This is a genomic window from Mycolicibacterium lacusdiani (assembly GCF_021916785.1).
Classification (GTDB): Bacteria; Actinomycetota; Actinomycetes; order Mycobacteriales; family Mycobacteriaceae; genus Mycobacterium; species Mycobacterium lacusdiani.
Genome location: NZ_JAKCFC010000008.1, coordinates 146184 through 158293, shown reverse-complemented (window position 1 = coordinate 158293; position 12110 = coordinate 146184). Strand labels below are relative to the sequence as shown.

General features: G+C 70.3%; 12 protein-coding genes. 6 read left to right on the top strand and 6 right to left on the bottom strand.

Annotation, left to right across the window (positions count from 1 at the left end; genetic code table 11):
• The first annotated feature begins 68 nt into the window (after positions 1-68).
• Genes LOK44_RS22260 through LOK44_RS22250 form a run of 3 tightly spaced genes read left to right on the top strand, consistent with a single transcriptional unit; the run spans position 69 to position 1459 of the window.
• Positions 69-536: a VOC family protein gene (locus tag LOK44_RS22260; RefSeq protein WP_237572268.1), complete on the top strand. Its 468-nt coding sequence runs from the start codon at positions 69-71 to the stop codon at positions 534-536.
• A 22-nt stretch (positions 537-558) separates the two neighbouring features.
• Entirely contained in the window at positions 559-984 is a 426-nt protein-coding gene (locus LOK44_RS22255) for an HIT family protein (RefSeq protein ID WP_237572267.1), read from the top strand.
• 25 nt (positions 985-1009) lie between these two features.
• Positions 1010-1459, top strand: coding sequence for a nitroreductase family deazaflavin-dependent oxidoreductase (locus LOK44_RS22250; RefSeq protein WP_237572266.1), 450 nt, complete (start codon positions 1010-1012; stop codon positions 1457-1459).
• Between the two features lie 3 nt (positions 1460-1462).
• Here LOK44_RS22250 and LOK44_RS22245 read toward each other — a convergent pair whose 3' ends face one another.
• The gene (locus LOK44_RS22245; RefSeq protein ID WP_237572265.1) at positions 1463-2515 is read right to left on the bottom strand and encodes an LLM class flavin-dependent oxidoreductase; all 1053 of its coding nucleotides are present in this window, start codon (positions 2513-2515) and stop codon (positions 1463-1465) included.
• A 96-nt stretch (positions 2516-2611) separates the two neighbouring features.
• On the bottom strand, positions 2612-3403 hold the full coding sequence (locus LOK44_RS22240; protein ID WP_283817891.1) for a uracil-DNA glycosylase: 792 nt from the start codon (positions 3401-3403) through the stop codon (positions 2612-2614).
• Positions 3404-3508: 105 nt separating this feature from the next.
• On the opposite strand from LOK44_RS22240, the gene tap reads away from it, so the two are divergent.
• Entirely contained in the window at positions 3509-4726 is a 1218-nt protein-coding gene (tap, locus tag LOK44_RS22235) for a multidrug efflux MFS transporter Tap (protein ID WP_237572264.1), read from the top strand.
• Here tap and LOK44_RS30005 read toward each other — a convergent pair.
• The gene (locus LOK44_RS30005; protein WP_237572263.1) at positions 4723-5376 is read right to left on the bottom strand and encodes an HxlR-like winged helix-turn-helix transcriptional regulator; all 654 of its coding nucleotides are present in this window, start codon (positions 5374-5376) and stop codon (positions 4723-4725) included. The genes tap and LOK44_RS30005 overlap by 4 nt on opposite strands.
• 214 nt (positions 5377-5590) lie before the next feature.
• Here LOK44_RS30005 and LOK44_RS22225 point away from each other — a divergent pair, with 214 nt between their 5' ends.
• Positions 5591-6070 (top strand): DUF3237 domain-containing protein, encoded by a 480-nt coding sequence (locus tag LOK44_RS22225; RefSeq protein ID WP_237572262.1) that lies wholly within the window; start codon positions 5591-5593, stop codon positions 6068-6070.
• A 25-nt stretch (positions 6071-6095) separates the two neighbouring features.
• Here LOK44_RS22225 and LOK44_RS29815 read toward each other — a convergent pair whose 3' ends face one another.
• On the bottom strand, positions 6096-6227 hold the full coding sequence (locus LOK44_RS29815) for a hypothetical protein (protein ID WP_283817883.1): 132 nt from the start codon (positions 6225-6227) through the stop codon (positions 6096-6098).
• A 60-nt stretch (positions 6228-6287) separates the two neighbouring features.
• Between LOK44_RS29815 and LOK44_RS22220 the strand changes: the two genes are divergently transcribed.
• Positions 6288-7652 carry an FAD-binding oxidoreductase gene (locus tag LOK44_RS22220; RefSeq protein WP_237572261.1) on the top strand — a complete coding sequence of 455 codons (1365 nt, stop codon included), beginning with the start codon at positions 6288-6290 and terminating at the stop codon, positions 7650-7652.
• Positions 7653-7674: 22 nt separating this feature from the next.
• Here the strand turns inward: LOK44_RS22220 and LOK44_RS22215 are convergent, their stop codons facing one another.
• Both LOK44_RS22215 and LOK44_RS22210 read right to left on the bottom strand, forming a co-directional pair.
• The gene (locus LOK44_RS22215) at positions 7675-9420 is read right to left on the bottom strand and encodes an ABC transporter ATP-binding protein (RefSeq protein ID WP_237572260.1); all 1746 of its coding nucleotides are present in this window, start codon (positions 9418-9420) and stop codon (positions 7675-7677) included.
• Positions 9417-11999 carry an ABC transporter ATP-binding protein/permease gene (locus LOK44_RS22210; protein ID WP_237572259.1) on the bottom strand — a complete coding sequence of 861 codons (2583 nt, stop codon included), beginning with the start codon at positions 11997-11999 and terminating at the stop codon, positions 9417-9419. The genes LOK44_RS22215 and LOK44_RS22210 overlap by 4 nt, the downstream gene beginning before the upstream one ends.
• Positions 12000-12110 lie beyond the last annotated feature (111 nt).

Here is a 12110-nt window from a genome sequence, read left to right as displayed (position 1 = left end):
CGTTAGCACGTCGGCGCCTGACGCGTTTTTCCAAGCCCGCGCACCCGGGCCGGCGGAAGGCTCGCGGCATGAGTGTCGAACCGATCCCCCACGGCTACACCAGCCTCACCCCGTTCCTCGTCGTCGACGACGCAGCCGAAGCCATCGACTTCTACGTCTCGGTGTTCGGCGCGACGGTGCTCGAGAAGATGGACGGCTCGAACGGCACGGTGGCGCACGCCGAACTCGAGTTTCCGCACGGGCGCCTGCAGCTGTCGGACCCGAACCCCGACTACGGCCTCGCGGCCGTCGAACGCACGGATTCGGTCACCCACTCGATCGTGTTCTATTGCACCGACGCGGACGCGGTCGTCGAGAAGGCCCAGGCCGCGGGTGCCACGGTGCGCGAGCCAATTCAGACGTTCGTCACCGGCGACCGGTTCGCGTCGATCGTCGACCCGTTCGGGCAGCGCTGGGCCGTGATGACGCGCGTCGAGGAGGTCGATGCCGCCGAGCGCGACCGCAGGCTCGCCGCGTGGGCGGAGGAGAACGTCTGACCCCACTCGCTACGGTGTCGGGATGTCATGCGTGTTCTGCGCCATCGTCTCCGGCGAGGCGCCCGGCATCCGGGTCTACGAGGACGACGACTACCTCGCGTTCCTCGACATCCGCCCCATCGTGCGCGGACACACGCTGGTGGTGCCCAAGCGTCACACCGTCGACCTCACCGACACACCGGCCGAGACGCTCGCCGACCTGGTCCGCATCGGGCAGCGCATCGGCCTCGCGGCCCGGGTGTCGGAGCTGCAGGCCGACGGCAACAACATCGCCATCAACGACGGCAAGGCCGCGTTCCAGAGCGTGTTCCACATCCACCTGCACGTGGCGCCCCGGCACAGCGGCGACAAGCTGTCGTTCGCCAAGGGCCTGGTGGTGCGCCGCGACCCCGACCGCGAGGCGACCGGCCGCATCCTGCGCGACGCTCTCGCGGGGCTGCCGGACTGACGGCGCGCCTGCCACACTGGCTGACATGACTGACATGCCCCTGTGGGAGCGCTACCTCGGCATTCCGCTGCTGCGCGTGCACGACGCGATCTACCGCAAGACCGACGGCAGGATCGGCCACCGCATTCCCGGGGCACCGCCGTCGCTGCTGCTGCACACGGTCGGAGCCAAGACCGGCATCGCGCGCACCAACACGCTGAGCTACGCCCGCGACGGCGACGCGTACCTCGTCGTCGCCTCGAACGGCGGCGATCGGAAGGCGCCGGGCTGGTACTTCAACGTCAAGGCCGAGCCGAAGGTGGAGATCAACGTCGGCGCCAAGCGCATGCCCGCGACGGCTCGAATCATCAGCGACGACGATCCGGACTACGCGCGGCTGTGGAAGGTGGTCAACGAGAACAACTCCCACCGCTACGAGGGCTACCAGAAGCGGACGAGCCGGACCATTCCGATCATCGCGCTGACGCCGAGCTGACGGCTAGAACAGTTCCTTGGCGAGCAGTTCGAGCGTGTCCTCACGGGCGGGCGCGGTGGCCGGGTCGACGCCGCGATAGGCCGAGGCCACCGGGTTGACCATGACCTCGTCGACGCCGAAGTGCTCGGCGATCCCGCGCACCCGCTCGGCCGCCTCGGCGGGATTGCCCACGATGGCCTGGCGACGACCCGATTCGACCACGGCCCGCTGCTGCGGCGTCAGCCCGATCTCGCGGGCGTCCTCGACGAGGTCGAGCGCGCGCAGCGGCTGACCGGTGCGCAGCAGCGCCATCATGTGCAGATTCGGCAGCATCAGATCCTCGGCCTCTTCGCGGGTGCCCGCGACGGAGGCGTTGACCGTCATGAAGGTGGTGGGCTGCTCGAGGTTCTCGCTGGGCCGGAACTCCTCGCGGTAGACGGCGAGCGCCTCCTCGGTGCCCTGCCCCGCGAAGTGGTGGGCGAACACGTACGGCAGACCCTTGGCGGCGGCCAGGTGCGCGGAGTACAGCGACGACCCCAGCAGCCACAGCCGCGGCTCGCTGGTGGCCGCCGGCGTCGCCTTGAGCACGTAGTTCTGGTCCATCAGGTTGCGGCCCTGCATGGACACTCCGACGCCATGCGCGCCCATCAGTGCGGTGACGTCGTCGAGGTACTGCGGGAACTTCTGGACGTCCTCGTCGGTGCGGCCCGCGGGGCCGCGCAGCATCATCGAGGTGACGGGGTCGCTGCCCGGCGCGCGCCCGATCCCCAGGTCGATGCGACCCGGCGCGGCAGCCTCCAGCAGCGCGAACTGCTCGGCGACCGCGAGCGGCGCGTGGTTGGGCAGCATCACGCCGCCCGAGCCGAGCCGGATGCGGGCCGTCTGCGCGGCGAGGTAGGCGATGAGCACCGGCGGGCTGGTCGCCGCGACGGCGGGCATGTTGTGGTGTTCGGCCAGCCAATAGCGGGTGTAGCCGAGGTCGTCGGCCTTCTTCGCCACGCCGACGGTGGCGGCCAGGGCGTCCGACGTGGTCTGGTCGCTACGGACGGGAACGAGGTCGAGTACCGAGAGTCGCATTAGTGGTTCAACGCGTTCGGCGGCCGGTCCGTTCCCCACATTTCTCAGCGATTTGGGCGCGTTCGCCCGCGGTGAGCGCGGGAAAGCGCGCCGAAATCACGCGTTGGCGAGGGTCTTGGCCGTGACGAACACCTCGTCGAGCATCGCGGGGGTGAGCCGGCCGGTGAAGGTGTTCTGCTGGCTGGGGTGGTAGCAGCCGAGCAGCGTGACGTCGCCGATGCGCGCGGCCGCGAGGTGGCCGAACTTCGGCAGCGGGCTGGGCACCTTCACGCCAGCGGTGCGCAGCATGTCGAGCGCGCCGCGCCAGGCGAAGCCGCCCAGCACGACGATCACCCGCACGGTGGGCGCGATCAGACGCCATTCGGCGTCGAGCCACGGCGCGCAGGCCGCGCGCTCCTCGGGCGTCGGCGCGTTGTCGGGCGGAGCGCACCGCACGGCCGCGACCACCCGGGTGTCGACGAGTTCGAGGCCGTCGGCGGCATCGACGCTCACCGCTGACGTGGCCAGGCCCGCGCGGTGCATTGCCGCGAACAGGAAGTCACCGCTGCGGTCGCCGGTGAACACCCGGCCCGTCCGGTTGGCGCCGTGCGCGGCCGGGGCCAGACCGAGCAGCAGGACCGACGGCGTGGCCGAACCGAACCCGGGCGCCGGGCGGCCCCAGTAGGGCTCGGTCGCATACGAGCGGCGCTTGGCCAGCGCGACGTCCTCGCGCCACCTGACCAGCCGTGGGCAGGCCCGGCAGACGCTGACCGCGGCGTCCACGTCGGCCACGTCGGTCATCCGCTTCGCCATCGCCCGCACGCCTGCAGGGGTCTTCGCCACCCGGGTGTCCGGCCTGGCCGGATCCCCCGGCCAGCCGACGCCTGGCGGGACCGGTGAGGCGAACATCTCGCCCGTGCGGGGATGGGGCAGCAGCACACCACCACTGTGCCCGCGGCGCGAAAACCCGTCGCTACCGGGACTCCCCCGCTGCTACATTCAGCCGCGATATCCATGATCAACACCAAGTACGGGCCGCTGTACCTGATCTTCTTCGCAGCGCTCACCGCCGGAGCGGGCAACGGCATCTCGCTGGTGGCATTCCCGTGGCTGGTGTTGCAGCGCAACGGTTCTGCGGTCGAGGCCTCGATCGTGGCGATGGCGGGCACGCTGCCGCTGCTGGTCGCAACGCTGATCGCGGGTGCGGCGGTCGACTACCTCGGCAGGCGCGTGGTGTCGATGATCTCCGACCTGCTGTCGGCGTTGTCGGTCGCTGCGGTGCCGGTGATCGCCCTGGTATTCGGCGTCGACGCGATCAACGTGGCAGTGCTGGCCGGGCTGGCCGCGCTCGGGGCCTTCTTCGATCCGGCCGGGATGACGGCGCGCGAGACCATGCTGCCCGAGGCCGCGCAACGGGCGGGCTGGACGCTCGACCGGTCGAACAGCGCGTACGAGGCCATCTTCAACCTGTCCTACATCGTCGGCCCGGGTATCGGCGGCCTCCTGATCGCCACCGTGGGTGGCATCGACACGATGTGGGTGACGGCGGGCGCGTTCGTGCTGTCGATCGCGGCCATCGCCGTGCTGCGCCTCGAGGGTGCAGGCACGCCGAACCGCGACGAGCTGCCCCAGGTCTGGGCGGGCATCGTCGAGGGCCTGCGGTTCGTGTGGCGCAACCGCGTCCTGCGCACGCTGGCCGTCGTCGACCTGACGGCGACGGGTCTCTACATGCCGATGGAGAGCGTGCTGTTCCCGAAGTACTTCACCGACAAGGACGAGCCGGCACAGCTGGGTTGGGTGTTGATGTCGCTCGCGATCGGTGGCGTCATCGGCGCGCTCGGTTACGCCGTGCTGTCCAAGTACGCCAAGCGGCGGACGGTCATGCTCGTCGCGCTGCTCGTGCTCGGCGTGGCGATGACGGTGATCGCGTTCCTGCCGCCGCTGCCGGTAATCCTGGTGCTGTCGGCGATCGTCGGTCTGGTCTACGGCCCGATCGCGCCGATCTACAACTACGTCATGCAAACCCAGGCGCCGCCGCACCTGCGCGGCCGGGTGGTCGGCGTGATGGGCTCGCTGGCCTACGCGGCCGGGCCGCTGGGCCTGATCGTCGCGGGTCCGCTCGCCGACACCGCGGGGCTGCACGTGACGTTCCTCGCGCTGTCGATCCCGATGCTGGTGCTGGGTCTCGCGGCGCTGTTCCTGCCTGCGCTGCGCGAACTCGACCGGGCCTAACCCGCCCTGCGCCGGGGTGGGGCGAACATCGACGCCAGCCTGCGGGTGGCGTCCGGGTCGCCATCGATCCGCAGCCGCCCGGCCGCCACCAGATCGGCCACCTGCGCCGGATCCATTGCCGTGGCCAGGGTTTCGACGTGACCGCTGAGGGTGACGTCGACCGGTGCGTCGTCGTCGACGGTGTCGACCCCGTCGGCATCGATACGGATCGTGACGCTACCCTCGGGCATGTCGAGCCGGAAGGTGACCGGGGGCCCGCTGCGATCGTCGAGCACGTAGGCCCGCACGGCGCGCACCAGCCATTCGGGCCGGACGACGTCGCTGGCGGCCCGGCGGCTCATCAGGTGGCGTCCCCACCGGGCGTAGGCGTGCACGACGTCCTCGAGTGCGAGTCCGTCGTCGGTGAGTTCGTAGGTGGCGCCGGTCGCGGGCCGGGGCATCGCGCGCTTGCACACCAGACCGTTTGCCTCGAGATCGCGCAGCCGGCTCGCCAGCATGTCGGTGGCGATCGGCGTGAGGGCAGTGAGCAGGTCGCCGTAGCGGCGTGGCCCGTCGAGCAATTCCCGGACGACGAGCAGCGTCCAGCGGTCGCCGACGAGGTCGAGGCTCTTCGCGACGGCGCAGTGCTGACCATAGGAACGGGACGCCACGTCCCCGATGTTAGCCGCCGATTGGATAATCCAACCGAGTACTTGTTTTTTCCAAGTATCACGAGTTAGCGTCGCGCATGGCACCTACCAACCTTCTCCCTCGCCGCTGATGCTGCGGCGCATCGACGTCACCGACGCCGGCTCGACGTGCCCGACCCGGCCCGCCTCGCACCATCGATGACGTCCGCCATCCGCCCACTGTGAAAGGTCAGCCATGACAACCGATCTCGTCGACATCGACGCGAGCCCCGCCTTCGAGCACCTGCTCGACATCCGGATCGCCTTCGACCCGGTGCAGATCTTCGAGACACCCGTGGGCACCCGCTTCACCTACGTCGTGCGACATGGGCGGTGCGAGGGCCCGCGCATCGCAGGTGACATCCTGCCGGGCGGGGGCGACTGGATCCTGTTCGGCACCGACCGCGTCGCCCGGCTCGACGTGCGGGGCACACTCCGCACCGACGACGGCGCATACGTCCACGTCACGAACACCGGCCGCGTTCGGATGGGACCGGAGGCGGCAGCCCGGTACGCCGCGGGCGAACTGATCCGCCACGACGAGATGGTCGCCCGATCCAGCCCGTTGTTCGACACCGACGACGAGCGGTACCGCTGGATCAACGCCGTGCACACGGTCGCGATCAATCAGGTGTCGTTGTCGGAGGTGCACTATCGCGGGTTCGCGGTCCTGTGAGCGCGCCGACGTCACTGGCTCAGCTCTACGACGCTACGTCGAGGCGTGGGCTGCCCGCGACCCCGACGCCATCGTCGCCCTGGATGCCGATGCGACGTTCGCCGCGCTGCCGGGCTTCGGGTTCGAGGTGCACCGCACCGAGTTCGGTCCGCGCCACTGGGTGTCGACGGTGCGCAGTTCGACGCGGCGCTCTCGGCATGACGCCTACGATCGGGTGATGGACTCAGCGCTGAGCGCCTTGATCGCCGAACTGCCAGACGGCACCGTCGTCACCGATCCCGACATCCTGGGGTCGTACCGTCAGGATCGCGCCGCCGACCCCGACGCGGGGACACCGCTGGCGGTCGTGCGACCCCGTCGCACCGAGGAGGTGCAGACCGTCATGCGGTGGGCGACGGCGCACCACGTGCCCGTGGTCCCGCGCGGCGCCGGGACCGGGCTGTCGGGCGGCGCGACGGCGCTCGACGGTGGCCTGGTGCTATCGACGGAACTGATGCGGGACATCGCCATCGACCCCGTGACCCGCACCGCCGTCACCCAGCCGGGCCTGTTCAACGCCGAGGTCAAGAAGGCGGTCGCCGAGTACGGCCTCTGGTACCCGCCGGACCCGTCGTCCTACGAAATCTGCAGCATCGGCGGGAACATCGCCACGAACGCGGGCGGGCTGTGCTGCGTGAAGTACGGCGTGACGACCGACTACGTGCTCGGCGTCCAGGTGGTGCTGGCCGACGGCACCGCGGTCCGCCTCGGCGGTCCCCGCCTGAAGGACGTCGCAGGGCTGAGCCTGGTGAAGCTGTTCGTCGGCAGCGAGGGCACGCTCGGCATCGTCACCGAGGCGACGCTGAAACTGCTTCCCGCCCAACACCGCGGCTGCACGGTCGTGGCGTCGTTCGACTCCGTCGCCGCCGCCGCGGACGCCGTCGTCGAGATCACCGGACGCATCCGGCCGTCGATGCTCGAGTTCATGGACGCCGTCGCGATCAACGCGGTCGAGGACAAGCTCAAGATGGGACTGGACCGCAACGCCGCGGCGATGATGGTCGCCGCCTCCGACGACCGCGGGCCCGCAGGCGTCGAGGACACCGAGTACATGGCGTCGGTGTTCACCGAGCACGGCGCGACGGAGGTGTTCACCACCGCCGACCCCGACGAGGGCGAGGCGTTCGTGGCGGCCCGTCGCTACGCGATCCCCGCGGTCGAGGCCAAGGGCTCTTTACTGCTCGAGGACGTCGGCGTGCCGCTACCCGCACTGGCCGAACTGGTGAGCGGGGTCGAGAAGCTCGCCGAGCAGCACGGGCTGATGATCTCGGTGATCGCCCACGCCGGCGACGGCAACACCCACCCGCTGGTCGTGTTCGACCCGTCCGACGCCGCGATGACCGAACGCGCGCACACGGCGTTCGGCGAGATCATGGACTTGGCAGTCGGTTTGGGCGGAACCATCACCGGCGAGCACGGCGTCGGCCGATTGAAGCGGCCCTGGCTGGCCGGCTACCTGGGCCCCGAGGCGATGGAACTCAACCGCCGCATAAAGGTTGCGCTCGACCCTGACGACATCCTGAATCCCGGCGCCGGGCTCTAGCTGCCCCGCCGAAACCACGGCGCTACCCGCGCGCGGCTATCTGCCAGTCGGCGGCGTCGCGCTGCTGGGTCCAGAACTCCCGAAAGCGGCGGTGCGGGCCGTCTTCGGCGAGCAGCGCGTCGATGCTGCCATCCTCGACCACGCGGCCGGCCTCCAAGAACAACACGCGATCGGCGTGCCGGATGCTGGCGAGCCGGTGCGCGACGATCACCCGGGTTCGTGGGCGCAGGTCGGCGGTCAGGGCGTCGACGACCGCAGCCTCGTTCTCGGTATCCAGTGCGCTGGTGGCCTCGTCGACCAGGAGCACCGGCGCCGGCTTGAGTAGAGCGCGGGCGATGCTGACCCGCTGTCGCTCACCGCCGGACAGCGCAGAGCCCGCCTCCCCCACCACGGTCTGATCGCCATCGGGCAGCCGGCCGGTCAGTTCGTCGACCCGCGCGAGTCGCATCGCACCAGCGACCGTCTCCGGATCGGCGTCGGGATCGCCGACGAGCACGTTGTCCCGGATGCTTCCGTCGAACAGGTAGGGGTGCTGGAACACGACGCTCACTGCGGCCCGGCGGGCGGCGTCGTCGAGCAGCGCCAGGTCGACGCCGTCGAATAGCACCCGGCCGCTGGTGGGCTGGTGCAGACCGGCGATCAGCGCGAGCACCGTGCTCTTGCCGGACCCCGAGGGCCCGACGATCGCGGTGGTCGCGCCGGGCTCGAGCGTGAAGCTCACCCGGTCGAGCACGACCTCGTCGCCGTAGCCGAACGTGACGCCCTCGAATTCGATGCGGGGCGGCGCGGCCGGGTCGTCGGCCGTAGCGACACCGGCGGACAACGTCGGCGCGTCGAGCACGGTCTGAATCCGGCCGAGCGTGGCACGCGTCGACTCCAGCGCGGGCGCCAGCTCGGCGAGCGCGGCGAACGGCTCGAGATAGCGTGCGACCACCACGATCAACGCGATCGCCTCCGACACGCCCAGCTCGCCGCGCACCGTCGAGTAGGTCGTCATGCCCGCGAGGCCGATCAGTGCCGCCTGGCTGGCGAGACTGAACAGCAGCTGGCCAGGAATCTGCATGCCGAGCAGGCGCAAGGTCGCGCCGTGCTGCGCCTCGAGGGCCGCGCCGACGGAACTGCGGGCGGGTTCGACGCGACGGGCGGCGCGCAACGCCTGCTGCGTCCTGGCGAACTCGATGATGCGTTCGGTGAACGCCGTGTTGGTCTCGGCGGCGACCTGGTCGGCCTCATGGCTGAGCCTTCCCGACAGCCACAGCGCACCGAGCAGGACCACGACACCGGCCAACGCGGCCAGGGCGAGTGTTGGCGAGATCGCCAGCAGGGCAAGGGCGATCGCGGCAGGCAGCAGTACGGCGCCGATGAGCGGGGTCAGCAGGTTCACGACCAGACCGACGAGTTCGGGCCCGGTGGCGGCGATCGCCTGCCGCGCCGTAGCGGTGTTGTCGTTGGTGAACCAGTCGAGTCGGATGGTGGGCAGGCGGTCTGCCATGTCGTGCTGCGTGCTGTCGAGGACTGCGAAGCCGAGGTCGAAAGCCATTCGGGCGGTGACGTAGTCGACGATCCAGCCGATCACGGTGACGGCCGAGAGCCAGCCGAGCCACGCCCATGCGCGCTGTGGTGCGTCGCTGAACAGCGCGGCGATCAGCGGCACCAGCAGGACGGTGCCCGCGGCGCGCAGCAGGACCGACAGGACCGTCAGCGTGGCGTAGCCGCCGACCCTGCCCCTGCGGTCGGTCGGCATCAGTGCCAGCAGGGTGCGGATCATCGGCTCGCCTCCCGCCCCGCGCCTGCCGCGACGGGTTGGCCGGACTCCCACAGGGCGCGATAGCGACCGACCTTGGCGATCAGTTCGTCGTGCGTACCGACTTCGGCGACCGTGCCGTGGTCGAGTACGACGATCTGGTCGGCGTGGGTGATGGTGTGCAGCCGGTGGGCGATCACCAGCACCGTGCGGTCCCGGGTGAGCCGGTTGAGCGCCTGCTGGACCAGGTACTCCGATTCGGGGTCGGCGAAAGCCGTTGCCTCGTCGAGGATCAGCACCGGGGTGTCGGCGAGCATGGCCCGCGCGATGGTGAGGCGCTGACGCTCGCCTCCGGACAGACCGGACGCCGCTCCGAGCACGGTGTCGTAACCGTCGGGCATGCGCGTGATCCGGTCGTGGATCCGGGCGTCGCGGGCGGCCCTCTCGATGCGTTCGGCGTCGGCACCGGGTTCGGCGAGCGCGATGTTCTCCGCAACCGTGCCCTGCACCAATTGCGCGTCCTGCAGCACGAATCCGACGCTGCGATACAGGTCGTCGGCCGACAGGTTGCGCACGTCTGTGCCGTCGACGCGGATCGCGCCGCGCTGCACGTCGTGGAAACGCGCGGCCAGCGACGCGAGCGTGGACTTGCCCGATCCGGAGGGTCCGACGAGCGCGGTCACCGTGCCCGGACGCAGCGTCAGCGTGACGTCGTTTATGACCGGAACCTCGGGCCGGTAGCCGAACGTGACGCGGTCGAACTCGACCGTTTCGCCGACGGCAGACCCGCACGAATCGCCATCGGTTCCCACGGCCAGTTCCGGTTCGTCGAGCACCGTCTGCATGCGCCGGGCGGCCAGCATCCCGCCCTGGATTCCGCCGAGGCCGTAGCCGATGCCGAGCAGCCGGGCTCCAAAGGTCGTGCCCAGCAGAAGGAATGGCAGCAGGTCGACCGGGTCCATCCGTCCCGCGACCACCAGGGGCGTTCCGACGACCATGATGAGCCAGAGGAACGTCGCGGGCCGGGTCACCAGATCCATCAGCGTCTTCTTGCCGACGAACGGACGCTGCCACGCCACCAAAAACGCGATGTAGTCGTCGAGCCTGCGGCGGAAGCTCGATGCCGCGGCGCCACCGAACACCCGCACGACCGGCTGGCCCTCGAGATAGGCGCCGGCCTCTCCGTTCATCCGCTCCGCCCAGCGCGGCGCCTGGGTGATGCGGTTGCCGGACTGGATGGTCATCGCCGACATCAGGACCAGGTACACCAGCACCGGCCCGAGCAGCGACAGCGCGATCCGCCAGTCGACCACGAACAGGTAGACCAGCACGGCCACCGGCGCGACGACTGCGGCGACCGCGTCCGGGATGGCGTGGGTGACGAGGTAGTGCAGTGACAGCGTGTCGTCGGAGACCAGTTGCTTGACCGAGCCCGACCCGCGAGCGGTGAACCAGCCCAATGGCACTCGCGACATCTTGGTGAGCAGGCGGACGCGCAGGTCGTGGGCGAAGCGTGCGTCGATGCGGTGCAGCCACAGCGTCAGCCCGGCGGACAGGGTGGTGCCGACGCCCAGGAGCACCAGGGCTGCGACGCCGAGCGTCCACAGTCGGGCCTCGTCGGCGCCGGTCAGCAGCAGCCGGGCCAGTTCGACGAGGAGGACGAACGGCGCGAGTTCGATCAGCGTGATCAGCGCCTGCAGGACGCCGGAGACGATGAGCGGCGTCCGTAGCGGTGCGAGCAACCGGCCCGCCGCCTGCGCGCGCCAACTCCCGCGGGCGGGCGCCGCCGGTGTCGGGGCGACGGGCGTCGGCGCGGGTTCGGCCGCGGGCGCCGCGGTGGGCTTGTCGTCACCGCGCTTGGTGCCCATCGCGCGGCCCTCGGTCCAGTAGGCCTGGGCGTGGATCTCCTGCTTGGGGAACCCGAACTCGTCGCGCAGCCGCGTCCGGACGTGCTTGAGCGCTCCGGCCTCTGGGCCGGCCCACGCGTGCCAGTTCGACCAGTCCCTGCACTCGATGGCCGCGGCGAGCGACGTCGGGCCCTGCCGGGCGACGCGGTGCACGGTGAGGCGTGGGTGCTCGGCGAGCGGGATCAGCGCGTCTTCGTCGTGGTGTTGCTCGAGGTAGACCTCGACCGGGATGTCGTGGGGTACCGCGCCGATGATGCCGTTGATGGCGGGCGTCGACGCCGGGTCGCCGATCACCAGGTAACCGGCGGGCCGGTCGACGGGGTCGTCGGGGACCGAGAAGCCCCTCGATCCCATCGACATGACCGAGATCGTCGTTCCCGGCTCTGCGCGCCGCGCCCAAGCCGACGCGGGCCCCGCCGGTTCGTGTAGCACGACGTCGATGGAGAAGTGGCCGGTCTCCGTGTCGGCGCTGGAGATGGTGTACGCCCGCTGGAACTCGGTGTCGGAGCCGTCGGGATCGGGGAACCAAAACCGCAGCCACGACGTGGGTTCTGCCTCGGCGTCATCGAACACCGTCGGAGAGACCAGGTGGATCCGCAGGAAGTTCGGTGCCAGCGGTTCGGATCCGAGCACCGTCACCTCGTGGTCACGTGCGCCGAAGCCGCGCATCATCACGCCTTGCAGTCCGCGTGCCATCGGGTGCCTCCTCCCCGCGGCGGCGCCTTCGACGACGGCTCGTCCGCAGCACTAAGGGTAGCCTTACCAGCTTTCGGAGCGGGCGGGCCCATGATGAGCCGTTGACATCTG

Bases quoted from the DNA above. Each gene is read 5' to 3' on its own strand.
- LOK44_RS22260 (WP_237572268.1), top strand. From the start codon at position 69: ATGAGTGTCGAACCGATCCCCCACGGCTACACCAGCCTCACCCCGTTC.
- LOK44_RS22255 (WP_237572267.1), top strand. From the start codon at position 559: ATGTCATGCGTGTTCTGCGCCATCGTCTCCGGCGAGGCGCCCGGCATC.
- LOK44_RS22250 (WP_237572266.1), top strand. From the start codon at position 1,010: ATGACTGACATGCCCCTGTGGGAGCGCTACCTCGGCATTCCGCTGCTG.
- LOK44_RS22245 (WP_237572265.1), bottom strand. From the start codon at position 2,515: ATGCGACTCTCGGTACTCGACCTCGTTCCCGTCCGTAGCGACCAGACC.
- LOK44_RS22240 (WP_283817891.1), bottom strand. From the start codon at position 3,403: ATGTTCGCCTCACCGGTCCCGCCAGGCGTCGGCTGGCCGGGGGATCCG.
- tap (WP_237572264.1), top strand. From the start codon at position 3,509: ATGATCAACACCAAGTACGGGCCGCTGTACCTGATCTTCTTCGCAGCG.
- LOK44_RS22225 (WP_237572262.1), top strand. From the start codon at position 5,591: ATGACAACCGATCTCGTCGACATCGACGCGAGCCCCGCCTTCGAGCAC.
- LOK44_RS22220 (WP_237572261.1), top strand. From the start codon at position 6,288: ATGGACTCAGCGCTGAGCGCCTTGATCGCCGAACTGCCAGACGGCACC.
- LOK44_RS22215 (WP_237572260.1), bottom strand. From the start codon at position 9,420: ATGATCCGCACCCTGCTGGCACTGATGCCGACCGACCGCAGGGGCAGG.
- LOK44_RS22210 (WP_237572259.1), bottom strand. From the start codon at position 11,999: ATGGCACGCGGACTGCAAGGCGTGATGATGCGCGGCTTCGGCGCACGT.